The 24,632-nt window shown below is 64.4% G+C and carries 15 protein-coding genes and 1 other RNA gene; 5 read left to right on the top strand and 11 right to left on the bottom strand.

What is annotated here, in order from left to right; all coding sequences use genetic code 11:
- Positions 1–203: 203 nt before the first annotated feature.
- From ACK4FZ_RS02870 to rnpB, 3 genes are all read right to left on the bottom strand, one after another.
- Positions 204–440 carry a helix-turn-helix domain-containing protein gene (locus ACK4FZ_RS02870; RefSeq protein WP_017507566.1) on the bottom strand — a complete coding sequence of 79 codons (237 nt, stop codon included), beginning with the start codon at positions 438–440 and terminating at the stop codon, positions 204–206.
- 24 nt (positions 441–464) lie between these two features.
- A complete protein-coding gene (gene dusB, locus ACK4FZ_RS02865) occupies positions 465–1,508 on the bottom strand; it encodes a tRNA dihydrouridine synthase DusB (protein WP_144370898.1) in 1,044 nt (347 codons plus the stop codon).
- A 168-nt stretch (positions 1,509–1,676) separates the two neighbouring features.
- An RNA gene (gene rnpB, locus ACK4FZ_RS02860) (RNase P RNA component class A) lies at positions 1,677–2,084 on the bottom strand.
- 121 nt (positions 2,085–2,205) lie between these two features.
- On the opposite strand from rnpB, the gene ACK4FZ_RS02855 reads away from it, so the two are divergent.
- Positions 2,206–5,352, top strand: a complete 3,147-nt coding sequence (locus ACK4FZ_RS02855; RefSeq protein WP_409818216.1) for an EAL domain-containing protein — start codon at positions 2,206–2,208, stop codon at positions 5,350–5,352.
- A gap of 72 nt (positions 5,353–5,424) precedes the next feature.
- Here ACK4FZ_RS02855 and ACK4FZ_RS02850 read toward each other — a convergent pair whose 3' ends face one another.
- Together ACK4FZ_RS02850 and ACK4FZ_RS02845 are read right to left on the bottom strand one after the other, a co-directional pair.
- The gene (locus ACK4FZ_RS02850) at positions 5,425–9,228 is read right to left on the bottom strand and encodes a translocation/assembly module TamB domain-containing protein (protein WP_409818215.1); all 3,804 of its coding nucleotides are present in this window, start codon (positions 9,226–9,228) and stop codon (positions 5,425–5,427) included.
- A gap of 14 nt (positions 9,229–9,242) precedes the next feature.
- A complete protein-coding gene (locus ACK4FZ_RS02845) occupies positions 9,243–10,967 on the bottom strand; it encodes an autotransporter assembly complex protein TamA (RefSeq protein WP_409818214.1) in 1,725 nt (574 codons plus the stop codon).
- 189 nt (positions 10,968–11,156) lie between these two features.
- Here ACK4FZ_RS02845 and ACK4FZ_RS02840 point away from each other — a divergent pair, with 189 nt between their 5' ends.
- Together ACK4FZ_RS02840 and trxC are read left to right on the top strand one after the other, a co-directional pair.
- Entirely contained in the window at positions 11,157–11,555 is a 399-nt protein-coding gene (locus ACK4FZ_RS02840) for a VOC family protein (protein WP_409818213.1), read from the top strand.
- Positions 11,556–11,674: 119 nt separating this feature from the next.
- On the top strand, positions 11,675–12,121 hold the full coding sequence (gene trxC, locus ACK4FZ_RS02835; protein ID WP_409818212.1) for a thioredoxin TrxC: 447 nt from the start codon (positions 11,675–11,677) through the stop codon (positions 12,119–12,121).
- 4 nt (positions 12,122–12,125) lie between these two features.
- Here the strand turns inward: trxC and ACK4FZ_RS02830 are convergent, their stop codons facing one another.
- Positions 12,126–12,917 (bottom strand): EAL domain-containing protein, encoded by a 792-nt coding sequence (locus tag ACK4FZ_RS02830; protein WP_409818211.1) that lies wholly within the window; start codon positions 12,915–12,917, stop codon positions 12,126–12,128.
- 207 nt (positions 12,918–13,124) lie between these two features.
- Between ACK4FZ_RS02830 and ACK4FZ_RS02825 the strand changes: the two genes are divergently transcribed.
- Together ACK4FZ_RS02825 and ACK4FZ_RS02820 are read left to right on the top strand one after the other, a co-directional pair.
- Positions 13,125–15,113 carry a bifunctional metallophosphatase/5'-nucleotidase gene (locus ACK4FZ_RS02825; RefSeq protein WP_409818210.1) on the top strand — a complete coding sequence of 663 codons (1,989 nt, stop codon included), beginning with the start codon at positions 13,125–13,127 and terminating at the stop codon, positions 15,111–15,113.
- 159 nt (positions 15,114–15,272) lie between these two features.
- Entirely contained in the window at positions 15,273–15,605 is a 333-nt protein-coding gene (locus tag ACK4FZ_RS02820) for a hypothetical protein (protein ID WP_409818209.1), read from the top strand.
- Between the two features lie 167 nt (positions 15,606–15,772).
- Here ACK4FZ_RS02820 and lpdA read toward each other — a convergent pair whose 3' ends face one another.
- The 5 genes from lpdA to ACK4FZ_RS02795 all read right to left on the bottom strand — a co-directional run bounded on the left by lpdA (position 15,773) and on the right by ACK4FZ_RS02795 (position 24,364).
- On the bottom strand, positions 15,773–17,560 hold the full coding sequence (lpdA, locus tag ACK4FZ_RS02815) for a dihydrolipoyl dehydrogenase (protein WP_409818208.1): 1,788 nt from the start codon (positions 17,558–17,560) through the stop codon (positions 15,773–15,775).
- 97 nt (positions 17,561–17,657) lie between these two features.
- Complete coding sequence (aceF, locus tag ACK4FZ_RS02810; protein WP_409818207.1) at positions 17,658–19,331, bottom strand: dihydrolipoyllysine-residue acetyltransferase; 1,674 nt, start codon at positions 19,329–19,331, stop codon at positions 17,658–17,660.
- Between the two features lie 110 nt (positions 19,332–19,441).
- On the bottom strand, positions 19,442–22,105 hold the full coding sequence (aceE, locus tag ACK4FZ_RS02805) for a pyruvate dehydrogenase (acetyl-transferring), homodimeric type (RefSeq protein ID WP_144370880.1): 2,664 nt from the start codon (positions 22,103–22,105) through the stop codon (positions 19,442–19,444).
- 392 nt (positions 22,106–22,497) lie between these two features.
- Positions 22,498–23,937, bottom strand: coding sequence for a M48 family metalloprotease (locus ACK4FZ_RS02800; RefSeq protein ID WP_409818206.1), 1,440 nt, complete (start codon positions 23,935–23,937; stop codon positions 22,498–22,500).
- A 91-nt stretch (positions 23,938–24,028) separates the two neighbouring features.
- Complete coding sequence (locus ACK4FZ_RS02795) at positions 24,029–24,364, bottom strand: ArsR/SmtB family transcription factor (RefSeq protein ID WP_409818205.1); 336 nt, start codon at positions 24,362–24,364, stop codon at positions 24,029–24,031.
- Positions 24,365–24,632: the final 268 nt, after the last annotated feature.

Raw genomic sequence — 24,632 nt, 5'->3', positions numbered from 1 at the left:
ACACTGGCAAGGCACGATGCTTTGCCAATTCAAAAAAACACGGGCAGGCTGCCAGGCAGCGCCACCGCTCTCAATGATCCCGTCCCCCGCCCCTGCCTTGCAGGGGAGTTCGCGGCAGCCGTGGCTGCCTGTGGTGTTGGTATAGGCCGCCTGGCAGGCGGCCAGTAAAACAAAAGCCACCCGTGACACGGGTGGCTTGGCTGTCAGATCAGGTCGTAGGCCTTCATCTTCTTGCGCAGGGTATTGCGGTTAAGGCCGAGCAGTTCGGCCGCACGCGTCTGGTTACCCTGGGTATGGTTCAGCACGACTTCCAGCAGCGGCTTTTCGACACAGGCCAGAACCATATCGTAGATGGCTGCCGGCGCTTCGCCGTCCAGGTCGCGGAAGTATTGCTCCATGGCCAGGCGCACGCTGAGGGAAATGTCGTCGTTGTTTTGCATGATGTTATTGTTGTGTCGAGTGGCTTATGCCAGCGCGGCCGCGTCGGCGTCCGCACTGCCTTGTTCTGCGTCTTGTTCTACGTATTGCAGCCGGTCCGAATGCTGCGCCAGGCCGGCAAAGTAATCGGCCACCGCCACTTGCTGCGCGGCGGTGCTTTCCAGCTTGTACATGGCCTGGCGGAACTCGTTGCTGCCGCGCAGCCCCTTGGTGTACCAGGCAATGTGCTTGCGGGCGATGCGGCAGCCGCTGTATTCGCCGTAAAAGTCGTACAGCTCGGCCAGGTGCGCCTGCATGATGGCGTCGATCTCGGCAATGCGCGGCGGCGGCAACAGCTCGCCGCTATCCAGGTAATGCTGGATTTCGCGGAAGATCCACGGCCGGCCCTGTGCCGCACGGCCGATCATGATGGCGTCGGCGCCGGTGTAATCCAGCACGTACTTGGCTTTTTGCGGGCTGTCGATGTCGCCGTTGGCCACCACCGGAATGCGCAGCGCCTGCTTGACCGCGGCGATGGTGTCGTACTCTGCCGCGCCGCGGTACATGTCCTCGCGGGTGCGGCCGTGCAGGGCCAGCGCGGCAATCCCGGCGTCTTCGGCCATGCGTGCCACCTGCAGCGCGGTTTTCACCTCGCTGCTCCAGCCGGTGCGGGTTTTCAGCGTCACCGGCACGTCCACTGCTTTCACTACCGCTTCCAGGATGCGGCCAACGTTGTCCAGGTCGCGCAGCAGCGCGCTGCCGGCGGCCACATTGCACACCTTCTTGGCCGGGCAACCCATGTTGATATCGATGATCTGCGCGCCGTGCTCCACGTTCAGACGGGCGGCGTCGGCCAGCATCTGCGGGTCGCCGCCGGCGATCTGCACCACGATGGGCTCCACCTCGCCTTCATGGTTGGCGCGGCGCAGCGTCTTCGGCGTGGTCCACAGCGCCTTGTTGGCGGTGATCATTTCCGATACCGCCATCCCCGCGCCCAGCTTCTTGCACAGCATGCGGAACGGCCGGTCCGTGACGCCGGCCATGGGGGCGACGATCAGACGGTTCTTGAGGACGTAGGGGCCGATTTGCATCGCAAAAAGAAGGACATGGGGTGAAAAGGGTCGCCATTGTACTGCCTTTTACGCGGCGGGTAAAAAGCTTTTTGCCTATTTTTTAAGCGATATCGATAGCCGAAAGAAATGCCCCGTGGCGGGGCATTGTCAGATACCCGGCATGGGTATGCCGGGCGATAGAATGGGGGGGGAAGTTGGCCGGTAAGCCGGGTTCTGTCGTTGGACAGCCATTCCTCTAGTCTTGCCGTTACCGACAAGCTCAAGCAACCTACCCGGGTACAGCGCGGGCCACGCCAATGTACCCCTATTTGGTCTTGCTCCGGATGGGGTTTAGCCTGCCGTCCGCATCACTGCGTCCGCGGTGCGCTCTTACCGCGCCGGGGTTCCCCCCGGCGGCTCCCGAAGGAGTCCACCTTTTCACCCTTGCCTGTGCCACCGGCGACCCTTGCGGGCGCACCGGCCGGCCATCGGCGGTTCTGCTCTCTGTTCCACTTTCCGTCGCCTCGCGACGCCTGGCCGTTAGCCAGCATCCTGCCCTGTGGAGCCCGGACTTTCCTCCCCGTGCAAGCACGCGGCGGCTGTCTGTCCAACTTCCCGGCGCGGATTGTAACGCAAACGCTGTCATAACGCCCGCGCCACTGACAAATATCAAAGTCGCGACAGCAGGGATTCTTATAATCCACGCTCCCCCATCGTGTTTGCTACAGGTACCGCCGTGTCCCGCTTACCGGACCAGAACAGGCTCATCCGCATCCAGCGCGCCGGCATGCTGAGCCTGGTGATTACCGTCGTGGTGCTGCTGGCCAGCTACTTCTTCTACCAGCAATGGCAGGACTACCAGCAAAGCCGCGCCACGCTGCAGCAGCAGTCGCGCCAGCACGGCCTGACCTTCCTGCGTACCTGGAGCGAAGACGCCATCATCACGCTGGACACGCTGCACCGCCAGACGCAGGACATCCTGCGCCAGCGCATCCACGAACACGTGGACCAGGCGCACGCGCTGGCCACCGCGCTGTACCAGACCCATGCTGGCTCCGGGCAACCGGATGCCCGCGCCCGCCACGAGATCATCGAGGCACTGCGCCCGCTGCGCTACTTTGACGGCCGCGGCTATTTCTTTGTCGATACCCTGCAAGGCGACTGCGTGCTGCTGCCGACCCAGCCCAAGCTGGAAGGCAGCTCGCTGCTGAACAACCGCGACGATACCGGCGCCTACATCATGCGCAACCTGATCACCGCCACGCAAAACCCGCAGGGTGCCGGCTTTACCAGCTACCGCTGGTACCGGCCGGGCGAGAAAAAAATGGCAGAGAAAGTGGCGTACGCGCGCCGCTTCGAACCATTCGGCTGGCTGATCGGCGGCGGCGAATACGTCAGCAACGTGGCGGCCGACCTGCAAAAGCAAGGCCTGGCCCTGCTGGCGCAGATGCGCAGCGACAAACGCGGCGGCTTTATCGTATTGGACGGCCAGGGCCGCGTGCTGCTGGGGCTGGACGGGCAGCAGCGCCCGCTCCCCGACGCGCTGCGGCAGCGGCTGTGGCACGCCCCGGCCGGTAGCGTGCTCGACTTCCAGTTGCCCGGCAGCCACGGCACACGTGCCTACACCGCCTACGTTGGCCGCATGACCGCGTGGCAGTGGCAGGTGATTGCCGTGTCGCCCGCCAGCCTGCTGCAAGCCGACGACGCCGCACAGCAACAATTGCTGGGCGAGCAGACCGAGCAACGGGTGCTGGCCACGCTGGCCATCTTTGTCACCGCGCTAATGCTGGCGGTGATGTTCTCGCTGCTGTTTGCGCGCTGGCTGCGGCAGTTGGCCGACGCCTACCAGCGCCAGATCGAGGAAAAACAAGCCGCGCTGGAACAGAACGCCCGCGAAATAGAGCTGACCCGCTACATGAGCGACAGCGCGGCCGACATCATCGTGCTGCGCGACGCACGCGGCAACATCGCCTACCGCAACCAGCGCGCCCGCGAATGCTTTGACGGCTGCAGCGATGGCAGCGAACAACAGCTGTTTGCGCTGCGCCTGGAAGACGGCGAATGCAGCGAGCGGCAGATCCAGTGCTGCCACGGCCCGCGCACCCTGGAAATCCGCCACAGCAGCGTGCACTACCGTGGCGAGCACTACCTGTGCGCCACCGCGCGCGACATCAGCCAGCGCCTGGAACAAGAGCGTGCGCTGCGACTGGCGTCCAAGGTGTTTGAAGCCAGCACCGAAGCCATCCTGATCACCGACGCCGACAGCCGCATCGTGGCGGCCAACCAGTCGTTTACCGCCATCACCGGCTACAGCGAGGCCGAAGCGCTGGGGCAGACCCCTGCCCTGCTCAGCTCCGGCAAACACGACGCCGCCTTCTTCCGCGACATGTGGCAACAGCTGCAGCTGCGCGGCCAGTGGTCCGGCGAGATCTGGAACCGGCGCAAAAGCGGCGAAATCTACCCCGAGTGGCTCAGCATCAACGCACTGCGCGACAGCCACGGCAAGCTCAGCAACTACATCGCGCTGTTCTCCGACATCAGCGAACGCAAGGAAGCCGAGGCGCGGGTGCAGCACCTGGCCGAGTACGATTACCTGACCGACCTGCCCAACCGCCTGCTGCTGATGGACCGCCTGCAGCAGTCGCTGCGCGTGGCCGAACGCAGCCGCCACAAGGTGGCGGTGCTGTTCCTCGACCTCGACCGCTTCAAGAACATCAACGACACCCTGGGCCACGCTACCGGCGACACCCTGCTGCAGGAAGTGGCGCGCCGCACCCGCCACGTGGTACGCGAGATGGACACCGTTGGCCGCACCGGCGGCGACGAGTTCGTGATGATCCTGCCGGAGCTGGCCGACAACGCGCAGGCGGCGCTGATCGCCGAACGCGTGCTGGACGCGCTGCGCCAGCCGTTCCAGCTGGACGGCCACCAGCTGGTGATTACCGCCAGCATCGGCATCTCGGTCAGCCCCGACGATGGCCGCGACGCGCAACTGCTGCTGAAAAACGCGGACATGGCGATGTACGAAGCCAAAGCCCAGGGCCGCAACAACTACCGCTTCTTCACCGAACGCATGACCGCCGAGGTCCGCCAGCGCCTGCTGCTGGAAAACCGCCTGCGCGGCGCGCTGGCGCGGCAGGAGCTGCACCTGATGCTGCAACCCAAGTTCTGGGTGGCCGACCGCCGCCTGTCGGGCTTCGAGGCCTTGCTGCGCTGGACCGACGATCACGGCGTGTCGGTACCGCCGGCGCAGTTCATCCCGGTGGCCGAGGAGTCGGGGCTGATCATCGATATCGGCAGCTGGGTGCTGCGCGAAGCCTGCCGCCTGGCCGCCGCCTGGCCGCAACACGGCGAGGACGCGCTGACCATGGCGGTGAACGTGTCACCGCGCCAGCTGGCGCAGCCCGATTTTGCCGGGCTGGTGGCCGGCATCCTGCAGGAAACCGGGCTGGCACCGGCACAGCTGGAGATCGAGGTTACCGAAAGCGCGCTGCTGGAGCGCACCGGCCACGTCAAGGCGGCGCTGGACGGCCTGAAGGCGCTGGGGGTACGGCTGGCGGTAGACGACTTCGGTACCGGTTATTCCAGCCTGGCCTACCTGAAAGACTTTGCCCCGGACACGGTGAAGATCGACCGCTGCTTCGTCACCGACCTGCAACACCGCGACGACAACGCCGCCATCGTGCTGGCCATCATCACGCTGGCCAAGAGCCTGAAAATGGAAGCGCTGGCCGAAGGGGTGGAAACCGAGGAAGAGCTGGCCGCGCTGGCGCGGCTAGGCTGCGAGGCGGTACAGGGTTACCTCACCGGCCGCCCGCTGACGCTGGGCGCCGCCGCCAAACTGGTGGCAAACCACGGCATACCTGCAGCCGCTGTCAGCTAACAAAAGCATGACGGTAAAAGCAACGCCCCCGGTTTGCCATACAGACCGGGGGCGTTGCACGATGGTCGCCAATCAGTCAAAGCGCAGCGTGTAACGCAATTCCGACGACGCCTCGCGCCCGGCGCGGCCCACCAGCGACAGCTTCTGCGACAACTGGTAATTGATGCGGATGGCCTGCTCGGCGCTGCGCAGGCCGTACTCGTAGCCCACGTACAGCTCGCGTGTCAGCTGTTTGCCCAGCATCACCACCTGCTCGGCCGGGTTCACCGTGCCGCTAGCGCTGGTGCTTTCGGCGCGCGACACCACCCCCACATCGTCGAACAGGCCGATCTTGTCGTTGACCATACCGGCCAGCAAGCCACCGGCCGACGCGCCGGCGATGTCGCTATCGCGCTCGTCGCTGGTGGCGGCGCGGTTCAGCACCAGCCACGACAGTTTGTCTTTTTCCGACATCGCCTCGTCGGCCACCAGCTTGATCGCCGGGTTCAGCACCGAGCCGCTGATTTCCACGCCAGCGCCCACTTGCGAGAAACGGCGCTTGGCGCGGATGTCCAGCACCGGGTTGTCCAGCGGGCCGGTAAAGCTGACCACGCCACGGTTGATGTCCAGGTCCTGGCCGTAGGCCTTGAAGCGGCCCTTGTCGACACGGATCTGGCCGCGCGCCTGTAGTTGGCCGCCGGGTTCGGCCAGCAGGCGGACGCTGCCGCCCAGCCAGGCGTCCAGGCCGTTACCGGCAAAGCGCACGTCGTCGGACAGCGTGACGGTGATGTCCAGCCCCAGCGGCAGCGCCTTGCCGCCCTCGTCGTACACGCGCCCGGCCACGAATACGTCATCGGACAGTTTCGGGCCGCCCAGCCGCGGCAGGTCGAAGCGGCCATGATCCACGCTGAAGGCACCGCGCACCATGGCACGGCCCTGCTCCAGCGTGATGCGGCTGCTGCCGGACACCAGCAGGCGGCGCCCCGGGCGGTCCAGTACCGCAAAGCGTTTCAGCGTCAGCGTCACCGCCGCCAGCGGGATGTCACCGTCCAGCGCCAGCTGGCCGTTGGCGCCGATTTCGCCATCTTTGCCGAACTGCAGGGTGTCGATCTGCAGGCTACGGCCCAGCAAGCGCGCGGCCAGCACGCCCTGCTCCAGCCGAATGCCGTTGCGGCGCTCGACAAAGCGCAGCTTCTGCCCGCTCAGTGTACCGCCCAGCTGCGGCGCCAGCAGCGGCCCGTTCAGGGTAAGGTTGGCCGCCAGGCTGCCGTCCAGCTCGGTACCGGCCGGCATGCGGCTTTGCAGTACCGACAGCGCCGGCACGCTGGCTTGCAGCCGGCCGCTGATGGTAGCGGTATCCAACGGCGCCGCGGCGGGCAGGTTCAACGTGCCGTCGCCGCTGACGCGGCCAAAACGGGTATCGAGCTGCAGGCTGAACGGCGCGGCGTCGCCCAAGCCCAGTTGCAGCTGGGCACGGCTGAGGCCCACAGGCTCGGCCGGATGGGCGCCTTGCGCCGGCAGCATCAGGTCGCCACTGATGCGCTGCAGGCTGAGGCTGCCCTGCGGCAGGCCGTGCTGCCCGGCCAGCGACCACTGCGCGGCCAGCACCAGGTTTTGCTGTAACGGCGGCGTCCACCACGGCGCCAGCGCGTCCAGCGCCAACGACCGTACCTGGCCCTGGCTGCGCCAGCCGCTGGCCTGCTGCCACGCGGTGTCACCCAGCTGCCAGCCGGTGCCCAGCGCCTGCCAGCGGCTGGGTGCCAGCTGCACGCTGTCTGCGGCCAGCTGCAACGCCACTGGTGCTTCCAGCCGTAACGGCAACGCGCCGCCGGCTTGCAAGCTGGCCAGCGTGCCGCGCCAGCGCATCTGCTCGCTGTCCAGGCCGCCTTGCAGTGCCAGGTTCAGCGTTTGCGGCTTGGCCTGCAGTTCGCCACGCAAGGCCAGGTTGAGCTGGTGCGCCTGGCGCGTGCCGCTGGTAAGCAGGCTGATTTCGTCCAGACGTTGGCCGCCGGCCTGCAGGCCACGGCCTTGCAGGTTCAGGCGGAACGGGCTGTCCGGCGTGATGCCGCTGCGGCCGTCGGCATTCAGGCTGGCCACCTGTACGCCGCCGGGCAGCGCCAGGCGATTGGCCTGCAGCTGGGCGCTAATGTCGGGCCGCGCCGGGGTGCCGGCCAGCGCCAGCTGGGCGTTCAGCTCGCCGGCAAACGCTGCGCCCAAGGGGCTGAGGTCGGGTGCGGCCAACTGCAGCTTCAGCACGTCGCCGGCCACGCCGTAGGCGCCCTGCGCCTGCAAGCGGTTACGGCCCAGTGTCAGGTTGGCGTTGACGGCGCTGACGCGCTGCGGCTGCCAGGCCAGTGCCAGCTGGCCGCCCAACGCTTCGCCACCGAGCTGGCTGGCAGTAAAACGCAGGCCGACGTCGCCTTGCGGCTTGGCGCCCAGGCTGGCCCGGGCCTGCAGCTGGCCGTTGACGTTGCCGCGCGGCAGGCGCGGGTCCAGCACCGCCGGGTCGAAGCGCTCGAAACGGCCGTCGAAGCCCAGTTGCTGGCTATCCAGCCCGAACTGGCCCTTGCCCTGGAAGCGGCCGGCGCCGGTACGGAGCAGCAGATCGTCCAGCAGCAGGCGGCGTGGCGCGTCGCGCAGCGCCACCCGGCTGTCCAGCGCCAGCTGGCCACTGGCCAGTTTGACCAGCATGTCCGGCTGGCGCGGGCTACCGCCCAGCGCCACGCTGCCGGACACGCGATGCGCCGGCAGCGCCGGGTCCAGCGCCTGGCTAGCCAGGCGATCCAGCCCCAGTTGCAGGGCCAGCTTGTCGGCACTGGCCTGCCCCTTCAGGCTGAGCTGGCCGTCGGCCAGCAAAGCTTGCAGGCCGGGCAGGTACAGCGTATCGCGCTGGATGCGGAACTCGCCCCAGGCCAGCGACAGCGGCAGCCGTTTGGCCGCCAGCGTGCCGGGCTGGTTGTTGACCACGCTGATACCGCCCTGGATGGTGTCGGCGTTTTGCGGCGTCAGTTGCAGCGCCAGCGCCAGGCTGGCCTGCGGCCACTGCGGCTGCAGCGCTTGCGGGTTGACGCCGCCCACGCGCAGGTCCAGCTGGCGCAGGCGGCGCAACGGTGTCACGTCGAACGGCGCCAGCTTGCCCTGCAGCGCTAGCAGCAGGCCTTTGGCACTAACTTCGCCACGCAGCTGCGGAAACAGCAGGCTGCCGCTGTAGGCCAGTTGGCCGCGGGTGGCCAGGCCATCGATATCGCCCTGGAAGCGGCTGCTGCCGTGCAAGGCAAACGGCGCGGCATCGCCCAGCGCGAACTCGCTCTGCAAACGGCCCCACGGCGTGTCCAGCTGCGTCAGCTGCAGCTGGTGGCGGCCGCTGTCGTAGCGGTAGCTGGCCTGCAACGGCCCCAGCTGCAGCTGGCTGTCCGGCAGGCTGAGGCTGGCCACGCGCAGGGCATCGACACGTAGCGTCAGCGGCAGGCTGAGATCGGACGGTGCCTGCAGCGGCTTGGGCTGCGGGTTGGGCCGGCTACGCCAGCTCACCGGCCCCAGTTGCAGGCTGCGAATATGCAGCTGACGCTGCCACAGCGCCTGGGCGTCCCAATCCAGCACCAGCTGGCTGAGTGCCAGCTGGCTGTCGGGCGTTTGCCAGTGCAGGCGCTGCAGCGTAAAGCCCTGCCATAGCGTGCCCTGCACGCGGCCAACCTTGAGTTGGCCGCCGCTGAGCTGGCCGGCCCATTGCCACAGGGTGGCAAAGCCGGCCGGCGTGGCGGTAAGCCACCAGCCGCTGCCGCCGAGCAACAACAGCGGCAGCAGAAACAGCAGCCAGAACACGCGGCCCAGCCGGCGGCGGCGCGGCAGCGCCGGCATGGTGTCTTCCGGCGTCGGGTCGGAGGTGGGCGGGGTCATCGGGGCGTGCGAGGTCAAAATGCCAATCCCAGGTTAAGGTTCCAGCGCCAGCGGTGATCGCGTTCACCGCGCGCAATGTCGAAAGCCAGCGGGGCAATGGGGCTGAGCCAGCGCACGCCGGCGCCCCAGCCCGTGGCCACGCGCAGGTCTTGCCAGCTGTTGGCCGCGTCGCCGGCGTCGTAGAACAGCGCGGCGCGCCAGTCACGCGTCACGGCGTACTGGTACTCCAGGCTGGCCGTGGCCAGCACACGGCCGCCCGTCACGGTGCCGTCGGTGTCGATCACCCCCAGGCTTTGGTAGTTGTAGCCGCGTACGCTGTTGACGCCACCGGCCTTGAACAGGCGCGAGGCGGGCACTTCGGAGCTGTCCTGGGCCCACACCTGGCCGGCTTCCAGCCGCGACACCAGCGTGCTGCGGGTCATGAACGATGGCGTCCAGTAATTGGCCAAGCGCAGGTAACCGCGACTGAAACGGGTATCGCTGGCCACATTGCCTACCGTGGTGGCGGCCTGGGCTTCGATCAGGTAGCCGCGGCCGGGGCGCAGCGCGTTATCGATGGCGCGCTGGGTCCAGCCGTAAGACAGCACCACCGCCTTGTTATTGCGGGTGAGCTTTTGCGCCAGCGATTCGCGTTCGATCAGGTACTCCAGGCCGATGCGCGCCTCGATATTACCGTCCTTGCGGATACGGAAGCCGCCCAGCTCGCTGGCGTCAGTAACGGTGTTGTCTTCTTCACTATGGCTGCGGCGCAGGTTGATGGCATGCGAGTAGCCGCTGGCGGTACGCGGAAAGCCCAGGCCGAGATCCAGCTGCTGGCGCGACTTTTTCCAGTCGTAAACCACCGAGCCGGTATAGCCGCGCTTGAAAATGTTGTAGTGCTCGTAACCCAGGCGCACGCCGGGGCCGTCGCCGGTACTGAAGTTGAAACCGGCGTCCAGCTTTTGCCGCTTCACCTCGTTAACGATCACCTGGATCGGCACCTGCTCGCCATCGCGTTCCTCCCACAGCGGCGCCACCACCACGTTGCTGTAGTGGCTGTCGGCTTCCAGGCTGGACTGGTAGGCCAGCAGGTCGGCCTGCTTGTAGGGGCTGCCCTGGCGGAAGTTGGCCTGCCCCAGGATGACGGATTCGGGGTAACGCTGCGCCCCTTCGACACGGATGGGGCCAAAGCTGATGCGCGGGCCGCTGTCTACCGTGACGTTCAGTTCGGCGCGCCGCGCCACCGGGTCGATATCGGCTCGCGCCTCGGTAATGCGCGCCAGCGGAAAACGCTGCAACAGCAAGGGGCGCAGCACGCCCTTCTTGCTGCTGTCCCAGTCGTCCTGGCGGAACTGGCCGCCAATCGGCAACAGCCACTCTTCCAGCGCGGTGCGGATGAACTGGCTGTAATCGGCCTCCTGCCGCACCGGGCCGGTGAAGGTGACGTTGACGTCGAACACCATCACCGGCTCGCCCGGCACCACGCTGACCCGTACCGTATTCCCCTCCTGCTGCACGCTCACTTGCGGCGAGAAATAACCCTCGGTTTCCAGCAGCTTTTTCACCTCGTCCGGCGTGCTGCCCACCATCGCTTGCAGGTCGCTGTCGCGCAGCGCCTCGTCCTCGCGCAGCTGGGTGAGGTCGAGGTTGGCCTCCAGCAAGGCTTTAAGGTTGTCCGGCGCCACAATGTCGACGCGGTAGTCGAGGGCAGCGTGGGCGGTCAACGGCAACAGGGCAATGAACAGCAGGCAACGGCGCATGATGAAAGGGGCAAGGCGGGGTGGACGCTCCATGTTAGAGCAGAAGCCGGCAAAGCAAAACACCAGCGCAAGACAGCGTAAATTTCGATAAGTTTCTGCCATAAAATGACGCATGTTTGGCAAGCTTTGCCATCAGTTTGGCCCGCTGCCGCCAAAGCGGTCATACTTGCCGGTTTGGGGAGAAAACCGATGCCAACACAGCTATCCCGCGTGGCCCTGGTGGTGCGTGACTACGACGAAGCCATCGCCTGGTACCGCGACAAGCTGGGCTTTCACCTGCTGGAAGACACCCCGCAAGGCCACAAGCGCTGGGTGGTGGTGGCCCCGCCAGGCGGCAACGCCGCGCTGCTGCTGGCGCGCGCGGCCAACCCCGAGCAAGCCGCCTTCATCGGCAACCAAGCCGGCGGGCGCGTGTGGCTGTTTCTGGAAAGCGACGACTTCCAGGCCGACTACCAGCGCATGCTGGCCTCCGGCGTGAGCTTTTGCGAGCAGCCGCGCCGCGAGGATTACGGCTGGGTGGTGGTGTTCGAAGACCTGTACGGCAACCGCTGGGACCTGCTGCAGCGCTTGCCAGCAGATGCTGTCTGACTTTCAAGGTGCCTGGCGCGACCGTTGGCACCGCCAGCCCTGCCATCCCGCAGCTACCGTCTATTGAAAGTGTCTGGCCATACCACCATGTCCGTCGGGTCACCCCAAGGAGAATGCCGATGACCACCCCCGACGCCCGCCATCTGGTGTGCCCGCACTGCGACGCCATCAACCGAGTCCCTGCCGCCCGGCTGCGAGACCAGCCCAACTGCGGCCAGTGCCACCAGCCTTTACTACACGGCAAGCCACTCAAGCTGACTGTCGATAACGCCGAGCGCCATCTCACGCGCAACGATATCCCGGTACTGGTAGATTTCTGGGCGCCGTGGTGCGGCCCTTGCCAGATGATGGGGCCGGCGTTCGACCAGGCAGCCGCCGCGCTGCCGCAACTGCGTTTTGCCAAGATCGACACCCAGACCGAAACCACGCTGGGACAGCGCTTCAACATTCGCAGCATTCCCACACTGGTACTGTTCGTGAATGGCCGCGAAGTAAAGCGCCAGGCCGGCGCCATGGACGCCGCCAGCATCCAGCGCTGGGTGATGGCCGCACTGCATCAGGGCTAAGCGCTTACACCCCGACCGGCCACACCTCGGCGATATCCCGCACGCACTGTTCGAAGCGGGGCTGACCAAACAGATAGCCTTGTACCAGATGGACGCCCATCTCCTGCAGGCAGCTCAGTTCGGCAGCGGTTTCCACGCCTTCGGCAATCACCTTCACCCCCAGCTCGTCGCACAGGCGTGCCACGTTGGCCACAATCACGCGGCTGGCCCGCTTTTGCTCCACGCCGCGCACCAGCGCCATGTCGAGCTTGACGATGTCGGGCTGAAAATCGGCCAGCAGCGTCAAGCCGGCGTAACCGGCGCCAAAGTCGTCAATGGCGGTCATAAAGCCGATGCGGCGGTACTCGCGAAACACTTGCGACAACCAGTTGCCGTCGCTTACCTGCTCGCTCTCCACCGTCTCAAAGATGATTTGCTCAATGGGGAAACCATGGTCGCGCGCTGCCTGCAGCGTTGTGCGGATGCATACCTCGGGGCGGTAAATGGCATTCGGCAGAAAGTTGATCGATAGCCGGCTCTGCATGCCCAGCCGCGCGGCAATCTCGATCGCTTTGACGCGGCAGGCCTGATCAAAACGGTAACGGTTGCTATCGTTGACGCGGGACAAGACCGTCATGGCCCCTTCGCCAGCCGGCCCGCGCACCAGCGCCTCGTGCGCAAACACCGTGCGCTGGCGCACATCGATAATGGGGTGAAAGGCGTAACTGAAGGCAAAATCCAGTGCCGCACCATCGCGGCAATCACCGCATTGCTGCAGGCGGGTACCGTCTTGGGAAACCAGGTTGAGCTTGTTCATCGGCAGGCAGCCTCGGTGGGCGGATGGCAATAAGAGTTGTCATTATAGCGAACCCGGCAGTCTCACCCTTGCCGGCTGCATGCCGCAGTTTAGCGTACAGCGGTCTGCTATCAGAACAGTCTGTCAGCCGATATCGATAAATAGCTTCATGCTTATGTCACATGGTAGCGCAAGCATGGCAGCACCTACCTTGTTACGGAGCTTGCCATGTCGATGCGTCCCCCCTCCCCCGTGCTGGCCTTTGCCTTGCTGGGTAGCCTGCTGCTGACCGCCTGCGGCGGGTCCGGCACCAGCCAGGCTGAAGAACAACCGGTCTTTACCCTGCAACTGCTGCATTTTTCCGATGCGGACGGTTCCGACAGCACAGCGCTGAATTCGGTCGCCCATCTGTCCGGCTTGATCAACGAATTCCGCAGCAGCTACCCGCAGCAGACCCTGCTGGTCAGCTCTGGTGACAACTACATCCCGGGCCCCCGTTTCAATGCGGCCAACGATAGCTCACTGACCAGCCTGCTGGGTACGCCCGAGGTTGGCCGCGCCGACATGGCGCTGCTGAATGCATTGGGTGTGCAAGCGTCCACCATTGGCAACCACGAACTGGACCTGGGCACCCGCCAGTTCACCGACATCATCAAGCCGTCCGGCAACTGGGTGGGGGCGCAGTTTCCGCACCTCAGCTATAACGTCGACTTCAGCCTGGACAGCAACACCCGTAGCCTGGCAGTCGCCAACGGCGGTAGCGTCAATGATCAGAAGGGCAAGCTGACCGGCTGGAGCACGGTACGGGTGGGTAACGAAACCATCGGCCTGATCGGTGCCGGCTCGCCGGTATTCAAGAACATCACCACTACCGACGGCCTGGACTTCAAGCCCACCATCGCCGGCAGCAATGTCGATATCGATGGTCTGGCCTCCGTGCTGCAGCGCGGCGTCGACGAAATGAGCGCGGCAGGCATCAACAAAATCGTGCTACTGGCCCACATGCAAACGCTGGACACCGAAAAAGCGCTGGCGCGCAAACTGCGCAACGTCGACATCATCGTAGCTGGCGGCTCCAATACCCTGCTGGCCGACGCCAACGACACCCTGCGTAGCGGCGACACCGCTGCCGGCAGCTACCCGTATCAGACAACCGATGCCGCCGGCCAACCGGTAGTGGTCGTGAATGTGGACGCCGACTACAAGTACCTGGGCCGTTTCATGGCACCATTCAACGCCAAGGGCGTGCTGATGCCGGCTCACTTCAACAACAAGCTGTCCGGTGCCTGGGCCACCAGCGAAGCCAGCAACCGGCCCGCCATTACCCGCGTAGTGGAACTGCGTGAAGGGGTAAAGAACGTGCTGCGCAGCAAGGACGGCAATGTGTTTGGCAAGACCGATGTGTTTCTGGAAGGCCGCCGCCTGGCCGTGCGTAACCAGGAAACCAACTTCGGTAACCTGAGCGCCGATGCCAACCTGTGGTACGCCCGCCTGCACGACAGCTCGGTACAGATTTCACTGAAGAACGGCGGCGGCATCCGTTCCGAAATCGGCGAAGTCGTCGCGGCTGCCGGCAGCACTGCCAGCGCCACGCTGGCACCACCCAAGGCCAACCCGGACAGCAACCGTGCCGCCGGCGAAATCTCGCAACTGGCCATCGAAACTGCGCTCAAATTCAACAACAAGCTGTGGGTGATGGACATCAGTGCCCAACAACTGAAACAGCTGCTGGAACACGGCATGGCCAGCCTGGGCAGCCAGGGCCGCTTCCCGCAAGTGGGCGGTATGAGCTTCAGCTATGACGCCAGCCAGACCGCCCAAGTACTGGACGGCAGCTTCAACGTCACCACCGCTGGCCAGCGCATCCGTTCACTGAAAGTAGGTAACGACGTGGTGGTGCAGAACGGCGTGCTGCAAGGCGACCCCAACCGCACCTTCCGCCTGGTGACGCTGAACTTCCTGGCAAACCGTGGCGACGGCTACCCGTTCCCGGCCACGCTGAGCAACCTGATCGACCTCACCAGCGCCATGAGCAGTGCCAGTGCCGGCGGTGCGGCCAGCACCAGCACCGCCACGTTGGGCAGCGAACAGGACGCGCTGATGAAGTACCTGAAGAGCCTGCACGCCAACAGCGCCTTCAACGTGGCAGACACCCCGGAAGAGAGCGACACCCGCATCCAGAACCTGGCCAAGCGCAGCGACAGCGTGCTGAACTGAGCCTGGTAATAGCAAACGCCGCACGGTTGGCCGCCGTGCGGCGTTTTCATTTGCTGCAGGCCAGGAAAACCACAGCTGCGCCCGATAATGCCAGCCGTATTTGATGCAGTGCAAACCGGCTGCACCTAGCAGGGGAATCTTATCGAGATGGCAACTAGCATGACAGGTGAAAATGCATTCATCGTCCAGACTGAGGTCACCATCATGCGCCACCGTCACCACACAGCCCTGCCTGAGCCGCTGCCCATCGAGCAAAGAGACATCCTGCGCCAGTTACTCACCGCCCTGCAAGACGGCGGCAGCTTCCAGCCCGCGTTGCTGTACCGGCTGGACTACCCGCTATTCGAGCTGGCGCTGCAGCTGCTGGAAGACTGGCGTCTGGGCTGCCATCTTGGCAGCCACAACGCGCTGCATCAGCGCCTGTTTGCCGACTACCCTACCGACCTGCTAGCCGACACACCCTCCACTACCACGCTACCGCACGTGGCCTGAACCGGAGCACAAGCAAACCTTGCGCAGCCGGACACCCGCTTGCCACTTCGGCCTATCCATCCGCCTCGCGTAGCAAACAGGCAGCATCAGTAACAAGGGCAAGCCCGTGGGCTTGCCCTTTTTGCGTTACCTTGCCGTGCGGCCAACGTTGGCCGCAGGCGCGGGGTTTACTTCTTGCGTTGCGGCGGCAGGTCGGTGCAGCTGCCGTGTGCCACTTCGGCGGCCATGCCGATGCTCTCGCCCAGGGTCGGGTGCGCATGGATGGTCTTGCCGATGTCGGTGGCGTCGCAGCCCATTTCGATCGCCAGGCAGATTTCGCCCAGCATGTCGCCGGCGTGAGTACCCACGATGGCGCCGCCGATTACCTGATGGGTCTCGGCGTCGAAAATCAGCTTGGTGAAGCCTTCGTCGCGACCGTTGGCGATGGCGCGGCCGGAGGCAGCCCACGGGAACACCGCTTTTTCGATCTTGATGCCATCACGCTTGGCGCTCTCTTCGGTCACGCCTACCCAGGCCACTTCCGGGTCGGTGTACGCCACACCCGGAATCACGCGGGCGTCGAAGTAGGATTTGCCGCCGGCGCAGTTTTCGGCTGCCACGTGCGCCTCGTGCACCGCCTTGTGTGCCAGCATCGGCTGGCCAACGATGTCGCCGATGGCGTAAATGTGCGGCACGTTGGTGCGCTGCTGTTTGTCCACTTCGATGAAGCCGCGGTCGGTCACGGCCACGCCGGCGTTCTCGGCGCCGATCAGCTTGCCGTTCGGCGCACGGCCGGCGGCCACCAGTACCAGGTCGTAACGCTGCGGCTCTTTCGGGGCCTTGGCGCCTTCAAAGGTCACGTAGATGCCGTCTTCCTTGGCTTCTACCGCCACGGTTTTGGTGCCGGTCATGATGTTGTCGAAGCGATGGGCGTTGTACTTTTCCCATACCTTCACCAGATCACGGTCCGGGCCTTGCATCAGGCCGTCCATCATTTCCACCACGTCCAGGCGCGCGCCCAGCGTGGAGTACACGGTGCCCATTTCCAGGCCGATGATGCCGCCACCAATCACCAACATCTTGCCGGGGACGGTTTTCAGCTCCAGCGCGCCGGTGGAATCCACGATGCGCGGGTCTTGCGGAATGAACGGCAGGTTCACCACGCGGCTACCGGCGGCGATGATGGCGTTCTTGAACTTGATCACCTGCTTGGCGCCGGTCTTGTCCTGACCGCTGCCTTCGGTGGTTTCCACCTGCAGGTGGTACGGGTCCAGGAACTGGCCGACACCACGCACCACTTGCACCTTGCGTGCCTTGGCCATGCCGGCCAGGCCACCGGTGAGTTTGCCGATGACTTTTTCCTTGTAGCCACGCAGCATGTCGATGTCGATTTCCGGCGCGGCAAACTTGATGCCGTTGGCGGCCAGGTGTTTCACCTCGTCGATCACCGCCGCGTTGTGCAGCAGCGCCTTGGACGGGATGCAGCCCACGTTCAGGCACACGCCGCCCAGGGTGGCGTAACGCTCGACCAGTACCACTTTCAGGCCCAGGTCGGCCGCGCGGAAGGCGGCGGAGTAACCGCCAGGGCCGGCGCCCAGTACCAGCACGTCGCATTCGATGTCGGCAGCACCGGCGTGGCTGGCCGCTTGCGGCGCAGCAACCGGGGCCGGGGCAGCTTTCGGTGCCTCGGCGACCGGCGTAGCTGCCGGTGCCGGGCTGGCGGCCGCAGCGGCGCCAGCGGCTTCGATCACGGCAATGACGTCGCCTTCGGAAATCTTGCCGCCCACGGCGGTACGCAGCTCTTTCACCACGCCAGCGTGTTCGGCCGGCACTTCCATGGTGGCCTTGTCGGTTTCCAGCGTGATCAGGCTGTCGTCCTTGGCAACGGTGTCGCCCACTTTCACGAACACTTCGATCACGTCCACATTGCTGTGGCCGCCGATGTCCGGCACTTTCAGTTCAATCAGATTGCTCATGGTTTTCCATCCGCAATATAGGGCGGGCAAGGCATCGCCTACCCGCCATTACTGTGTGGCGGGCACGGCCATGGGCCTTTGCCCACCCTACCGGTGATTACAGGATCAGGCGACGTACGTCGGACAGCAACTTGCCCAGGTACACGGTGAAGCGGGCCGCAGCGGCGCCGTCGATCACGCGGTGGTCGAAGGACAGGCTCAGCGGGCACATCAGGCGCGGTGCAAACTCCTTGCCGTTCCATACCGGCTTGATCTGGCTCTTGCACACGCCGAGGATGGCCACTTCCGGCGCATTCACGATCGGGGTGAAGCTGGTGCCGCCAATGCCGCCCAAGCTGGAGATGGTGAAGGTAGCGCCTTGCATGTCGGTCGGCTTCAGTTTGCCGTCGCGCGCCAGCGCGGACAGCTCGGTCAGCTCCTTGGCGATCTGCTTGATGCCCTTCTGGTCCACGTTCTTGATCACCGGTACCACCAGGCCGTTCGGCGTGTCGGCAGCAAAGCCGATGTGGTAGTACTGCTTCAGCACCAGGTTGTCACCGTCCAGCGAGCTGTTGAAGGTGGGGAACGCCTTCAGCGCTTCGGCGGCGGCCTTGATGATGAAGGCCAGCGGGCTGATCTTCAGACCGGACTTTTCCCATTCCTTGCCGATGGTCTTGCGGAAGTCTTCCAGCTCGGTGATGTCGCACTCGTCGTTGAACGTGACGTGCGGAATCATCACCCAGTTGCGGCTGAGGTTGGCGCCAGAAATCTTCTGGATGCGCGACAGCGGCTTGGTTTCGATCGGGCCGAACTTGGCGAAGTCCACCTTCGGCCACGGCAGCAGGTCCAGGCCCACGCCGCTGCCTGCCGGTGCGGCGGCAGCCGGTGCCAGGGCAGCCGGGTTCTGCATGATGGCTTTCACGAAGCCCTTCACGTCGTCTTCAACGATACGGCCTTTGCGACCGGAACCCTTCACCTTGGACAGGTCCACGCCCAGTTCGCGAGCCAGCTTGCGTACCGACGGGCCGGCGTGCGACTTGGCAAAACCGGCTTCGTTGAACGCGGCAGCCACGGCAGCGGCCACCGGGGCCACCACCGGTGCGGCGGCCGGGGCGGCTACCGCGGCAGGGGCGGCGGCGGGAGCCGGCGCAGCGGCTACAGGGGCCGGCGCGGCAGCAGCCGGTGCAGCGGCGGCGCCGGCACCTTCTACCACCACGATCAGGTCGCCTTCGCTGGCCTTGTCGCCTACTTTCACTTTCACTTCCACCACGCGGCCGGCGGCGGTAGCCGGCACTTCCATGGTGGCCTTGTCGGTTTCCAGCGTGATCAGGCTGTCGTCCACCTTGATCTCGTCACCTACTTTTACCGATACCTCGATCACGTCCACACCGCTGTGGCCGCCGATGTCCGGAATGCGGATCTCGCTGCGGCCAACGTTGGCCGCAGCGGCCGGGGCAGCAGCAGGGGCCGGTGCCGGGGCTGCTACCGGAGCCGGAGCAGCAGCCACCGGGGCAGCAACGGCAGCAGCCGGCGCCGGCGCGGCCGCCGCAGCGCCCACTTCGATGATGGCGATCACGTCGCCTTCGGAGATCTTGCCGCCCAGTACCGCGCGCACTTCTTTCACCACGCCAGCGGCTTCGGCCGGCACTTCCATGGTGGCCTTGTCGGTTTCCAGCGTGATCAGGCTGTCGTCAACGGCAACGGTCTGACCCGGCTGGATGAATACTTCGATGATGTCTACATTGCTGTGCCCACCGATGTCGGGCACTTTCAGTTCGATCAGATTGCTCATGGCTTTATCCACATCGTGGGGCAGCAGGCGCCAGGGCGCCGGCTGCCTCTATTCGGCTAGTGCAGGGGCGCCGTGCGGCGCGCCCTGCCCCAAGGTTGGCCGCAGGCGGCTTATACCTTCCAGCTCGGCAGCTTGTTCACGTTGATGCCGTACTTGGTGATGGCTTCCTGTACGCGGGCGCCGTCTACCTTGCCCTCGCGTGCCAGTGCCGACAGGGCGGCAACCACCACGTAGTAACGGTTCACTTCGAAGAACTCGCGCAGCTTGGCGCGGCTGTCGGAGCGGCCGAAACCGTCGGTACCCAGCACCACGTAGCGACCCGGCACGTATTCGCGGATCTGGTCGGCGTAGTTGCGGATGTAGTCGGTTGCTGCCACCACCGGGCCACTACGGCCGGCCAGTTGCTGTTCCACGTAAGACGCGCGTTGCTCGCCTACCGGGTTCAGCAGGTTGTGGCGGGCGGCTTCCATGCCGTCACGACGCAGCTGGTTGAAGGAGGTGACGCTCCAGATGTCGGACGCGATGCCGAAGTCGTTGCGCAGCAGGTCGGCGGCGGCAATCACTTCGCGCAGGATGGTACCGGAGCCCATCAGCTGTACTTTCACCTCGGCGTCGCCGCCGTCCTTGAACAGGTACATCCCTTTCAGGATGCCGTCTTCGGCGCCCTGCGGCATGGCCGGGTGGGTGTAGTTCTCGTTCATCAGGGTGATGTAGTAGAACACGTCCTCTTGTTCCACATACATACGGCGCAGACCGTCCTGCAGGATCACGGCCAGCTCGTAGGCGAAGGTCGGATCGTAGCTGATGCAGTTCGGGATCAGGCCGGCCTGGATGTGGCTGTGGCCGTCTTCGTGCTGCAGGCCTTCACCGTTCAGGGTGGTACGGCCGGCAGTGCCGCCCAGCATGAAGCCGCGGGCACGCATGTCGCCCGCTGCCCAGGCCAGGTCGCCGATACGCTGGAAGCCGAACATCGAGTAGTAGATGTAGAACGGAATCATCGGGATGCCGTGGTTGGCGTAGCTAGTGGCTGCCGCAATCCACGAGGACATCGCGCCCGGCTCGTTGATGCCTTCCTGCAGCATCTGGCCGTCTTTGGATTCCTTGTAGAACATCAGCTGGTCGGCATCCTGCGGTACGTAGTTCTGACCTTGGGTGGACCAGATGCCGTACTGGCGGAACATGCCTTCCATACCGAAGGTACGCGATTCGTCCGGCACGATCGGCACGATCTGTTTGCCGATGTTCTTGTCCTTCAGCAGGATGCCCAGCTGACGCACGAAGGCCATGGTAGTGGAGAACTCGCGCTCGCCGGAATCGGTGAACTGGCTGTCGAACACGTGCAGGCCCGGTACCGCCAGCGGGGTTTTCACCGGTTTGCGGGCCGGCAGGTAGCCGCCCAGCGCGGCACGGCGCTCGCGCATGTACTGCATTTCCGGGCTGTCTTCGGCCGGCTTGTAGTACGGTACTTTTTCCAGATCTTCATCGGAGATCGGGATGGCAAAACGGTCGCGGAACTTGCGCAGGTTTTCCAGCGCCATTTTCTTGGCCTGGTGCGCCACGTTCTGGGCTTCGCCGCTGGAACCCATGCCGTAACCCTTGATGGTCTTGGCCAGGATCACGGTCGGACGGCCGTTGGCGTTGTGAGTGGCTTCGTAGTACGCCGCGTACACTTTGTGCGGGTCGTGGCCGCCGCGGTTGAGGTTGAAGATCTCCTCATCCGACATGTTGGCCACCATCTCGCGCAGCTCCGGGTACTTGCCGAAGAAGTGTTCGCGAACGTAGGCGCCGTCTTTGGATTTGAAGGTCTGGTAATCGCCGTCCACGCACTCGTCCATGCGCTTCTTCAACAGGCCTTTGGTGTCCATGGCCAGCAGCGGGTCCCAGCGCGAGCCCCAGATCACTTTCAGCACGTTCCAGCCGGAACCGCGGAAGTCGCCTTCCAGTTCCTGGATGATCTTGCCGTTACCGCGAACCGGGCCGTCCAGACGCTGCAGGTTGCAGTTGATCACGAAGACCAGGTTGTCCAGGCCTTCGCGCGCCGCCAGGGCGATGGCACCCAGCGATTCCGGTTCGTCCATCTCGCCGTCGCCGCAGAAGCACCACACCTTGCGACCCGGGGTCTTGGCCAGGCCACGGCTTTCCAGGTACTTCAGGAAACGGGCTTGGTAGATGGCCATCAACGGGCCCAGGCCCATCGATACGGTAGGGAACTGCCAGAAATCTTCCATCAGCCACGGGTGCGGGTAGGAAGACAGACCGTTGCCGTCCACTTCCTGGCGGAAGCTGTCCATCTGTTCTTCGGAGATGCGGCCTTCCAGGAAGGCACGAGCGTACACGCCCGGGGCAATGTGGCCCTGGAAGTACACCAGATCGCCTTCTTGCTCGTCGTTATGGGCGCGCCAGAAGTGGTTGAAGCCTACGTCGTACAGGGTGGCGGACGACTGGAAGGAGGCAATGTGGCCACCCAGTTCCAGGTCTTTCTTGCCGGCGCGCAGCACCATGGCCATCGCGTTCCAGCGGTTGATGGAGCGGACACGGTGTTCCAGCTCGTGGTTGCCCGGCGACTTCTGTTCTTTGCCTACCGGGATGGTGTTCTGGTAAGCCGTGGTGGCTTCGAATGGCAGGTGGGCGCCGCGACGACGGGTGCGCTCAACCATTTTTTCCAGCAGGAAATGGGCGCGTTCCGCACCATCGTTGTCCAGTACGGACTCCAGCGCATCGGTCCATTCGTGGGTTTCAACCGGATCGATATCGTCAGGGTAGATTGCTGCCATCTCACATCCTCACATTCTTGTTTGGGGCACCTTGTCGCGACGCCCTGCATTTTGCTTCTGGCCCGGGGGTACGGGCCGCTTTGGTACAACACGGATTATAAGCGAACATTTTCGCAAATAAAATTTGCGGAAACGAAAACTTTCTTACACGGTGCAGAGTGTAAATCGTGCCTGCAATCAGGCGGAATAGGCTATTGGGGTTTTCACTGAAAAGCAGCTTTAAAATCAGGGATATTGCGCCGCATCATGTTGTATTTTTGCGATTGCTACAGGCAGCTAACCTTGTTGTGACGCGACTACGCGCAAAGCGCCGCCAGACGGCGTCGGCGCGGAATCGCGCCTGGGCGGCCAACCGTTGCCGCGCCCCTGCCACCCCGCGGTACAAAAGCGGCTCAGGGTGCGCTCTGGCGCTGGGCGTCCAGCTCGCGCAAACGGGCTTCGATGGCCGAGCGCAGGTAGAAGTCTTCGCCCTTGGCGCGGCTGGCCAGCTGGTATTGCAAGCGTGCGGAATCGAACTTTTGTTCGAAAAAGAACGCGTTGCCCAGCGCAGCGTGGTAACGCAAGGGGTCGGCTTCGCCATAACTGCGGGCCGCCAGCCGCCACAGCAACGGGTCGTCGCCATAGCGCTGCAAGGCCTGGTCGATGGCCTGGCGCGCCTCGGCAGCACGGCCGGCTTGCAACAGGGTATCGATCAGGGCCAGCCGCAAGCCGCGTCGCGCCGGCCACGTTTGCATGGCCTGCTGGTAAGTCTGGACTGCCGCGGCCAACTGGCCGTTGGCACGCTGGACATCTCCGGCCAACAGCCATACCGACGGATGGTTGCCCAATGTTTGCTGTACCGCCGGCAAAGCAGCACCCGCAGCAGCGGCATCGCCTTGCGCCAGCCAGGCCCGTGCTTGGCCGAACAGCATGGCGCCCTTGTCCAGATAGCGACCGGCAGCTAATGCCTGGCGATAATAAGCGATCGCATCGACCGGACCCAGCGTAGCAATGCGCAATTTTTCGCGTACCAGCAGGAAGTCCTGACTATTGGCGCGCATTTTCAGAGGGTAGCTTTGGGCGCGCGCCTGGCTCTCGCTGATGCGCTCCCCGGTGAGCGGGTGGGTACGCAGGAAACCGAAACTGTTGTTGTCATTGTGGCGCTGCTCTTGCTGCAGGCGCTGGAAGAAAGCCGGCATGGCGCGCGGGTCGAAGCCGGCTGCGGCCAGGTACTGCATGCCCAGCCGGTCGGCCTCGCGCTCGAAATCCCGGCTATAGGCCAGTTGCTGGCTGGCGGACAAGCCAACGCCGGCATTGATGGCGGCAAAGGTCGCATCACTATTGCTGCTGCGGGCACCGGCCAGTGCACCGGCCAGTACCGCGGCCAACAGCCAGAGCTGGCTGCGTCCCTGGTTTTCCTGCATGCGCGCCAGATGGCGCTGGGTAACGTGGGCAATCTCGTGCGCCAGCACAGCGGCCACCTCGGCTTCGCTTTGCGCGCTCAGCAACAGGCCGCTGTGGACGCCAATGACACCGCCAGGCAAGGCAAACGCGTTGATGCTGCGGTCGTTGACGGCGAAAAAGTTGAACTGCAGCTGCGGCGCCTGCGCGGTGGCCGCCAGGGTTGTCCCCAAATCATTGAGGTAAGACACCACTTCGGCGTCGTCGATGACGTCGCCTTCGTCGCGCAGCGAACGCAGGATGTCACGGCCAATGCGGTTTTCCTCGGCCTGGGGCAACGCTGATTCGGCAACGGTACCAAGATTGGGCAGGTCATGGGAGGCAACGGGCGCAGCCGGCCACAGCAAGGAGCAAACGGTCGCCAGCGCGACCAGGCGGGAAGGCAGTGTCATGCCACTATGATAGAACGCCCGACAGAAAAGTTGCAGCCCGCCTGGCACGGTTACCGCAGCGGCAGTAACTGCGGGGCGAGCCGGGGCAGATCTAGACGCGCTCTTGCTCAGGCTCGCACACGGTGTTGGATTTCTGACCGCAGTACAGACCGTACAGCGTTTCCAGGATGGACAGCGCCTCCTGGCTCGCGACACGGTAGTAAATCCACTTGCCTTCGCGGCGGGTACTGACCAGTGCTTCGGTACGCAGCACACCCAGTTGCTGCGACAAGGTGGGCTGGCGGATGCCGGTGAGCTTTTCCAGCTCGGACACCGTGCGCTCGCCGGCAACCAGCTGGCACAACAACAACAACCGGTCCGGATTGGCCAGGCTCTTGAGCAGGCTGGCCGCGCGGTTGGCGTTATCGTGCAACACAGTCAAATCCATGTGATGACCCTCTATGGTGTGTCATGTCTCGCCACGTCAGTAGCGTGAATATTATCTAATTATTGATAGTGTAAAACCAATGCGGCAGCCAAGCTTTGTGATGTGGCGGCAGTACCATGCTGTGGCAACCGCTACGAGTACAGCACCTATGCCCTGAATGTAACAAAACCTGACAGATAACTGCAGTCATTACGTACAAAATCTGGGTAGCAGCGCCAATTTTCCGCTCGACATCGCAGCTGTATCATCAACACAATTGCAGGCTAAG

The organism is Vogesella sp., assembly GCF_046297735.1.
Taxonomy (GTDB): domain Bacteria; phylum Pseudomonadota; class Gammaproteobacteria; order Burkholderiales; family Chromobacteriaceae; genus Vogesella; species Vogesella urethralis.
Note: the sequence above shows the minus strand (reverse complement) of the source record. Positions and strands in the feature narration are given on the sequence as shown.

Bases quoted from the DNA above. Each gene is read 5' to 3' on its own strand.
- ACK4FZ_RS02870 (WP_017507566.1), bottom strand. From the start codon at position 440: ATGCAAAACAACGACGACATTTCCCTCAGCGTGCGCCTGGCCATGGAG.
- dusB (WP_144370898.1), bottom strand. From the start codon at position 1,508: ATGCAAATCGGCCCCTACGTCCTCAAGAACCGTCTGATCGTCGCCCCC.
- ACK4FZ_RS02850 (WP_409818215.1), bottom strand. From the start codon at position 9,228: ATGACCCCGCCCACCTCCGACCCGACGCCGGAAGACACCATGCCGGCG.
- ACK4FZ_RS02845 (WP_409818214.1), bottom strand. From the start codon at position 10,967: ATGCGCCGTTGCCTGCTGTTCATTGCCCTGTTGCCGTTGACCGCCCAC.
- ACK4FZ_RS02840 (WP_409818213.1), top strand. From the start codon at position 11,157: ATGCCAACACAGCTATCCCGCGTGGCCCTGGTGGTGCGTGACTACGAC.
- trxC (WP_409818212.1), top strand. From the start codon at position 11,675: ATGACCACCCCCGACGCCCGCCATCTGGTGTGCCCGCACTGCGACGCC.
- ACK4FZ_RS02830 (WP_409818211.1), bottom strand. From the start codon at position 12,917: ATGAACAAGCTCAACCTGGTTTCCCAAGACGGTACCCGCCTGCAGCAA.
- ACK4FZ_RS02825 (WP_409818210.1), top strand. From the start codon at position 13,125: ATGTCGATGCGTCCCCCCTCCCCCGTGCTGGCCTTTGCCTTGCTGGGT.
- ACK4FZ_RS02820 (WP_409818209.1), top strand. From the start codon at position 15,273: ATGACAGGTGAAAATGCATTCATCGTCCAGACTGAGGTCACCATCATG.
- lpdA (WP_409818208.1), bottom strand. From the start codon at position 17,560: ATGAGCAATCTGATTGAACTGAAAGTGCCGGACATCGGCGGCCACAGC.
- aceF (WP_409818207.1), bottom strand. From the start codon at position 19,331: ATGAGCAATCTGATCGAACTGAAAGTGCCCGACATCGGTGGGCACAGC.
- aceE (WP_144370880.1), bottom strand. From the start codon at position 22,105: ATGGCAGCAATCTACCCTGACGATATCGATCCGGTTGAAACCCACGAA.
- ACK4FZ_RS02800 (WP_409818206.1), bottom strand. From the start codon at position 23,937: ATGACACTGCCTTCCCGCCTGGTCGCGCTGGCGACCGTTTGCTCCTTG.
- ACK4FZ_RS02795 (WP_409818205.1), bottom strand. From the start codon at position 24,364: ATGGATTTGACTGTGTTGCACGATAACGCCAACCGCGCGGCCAGCCTG.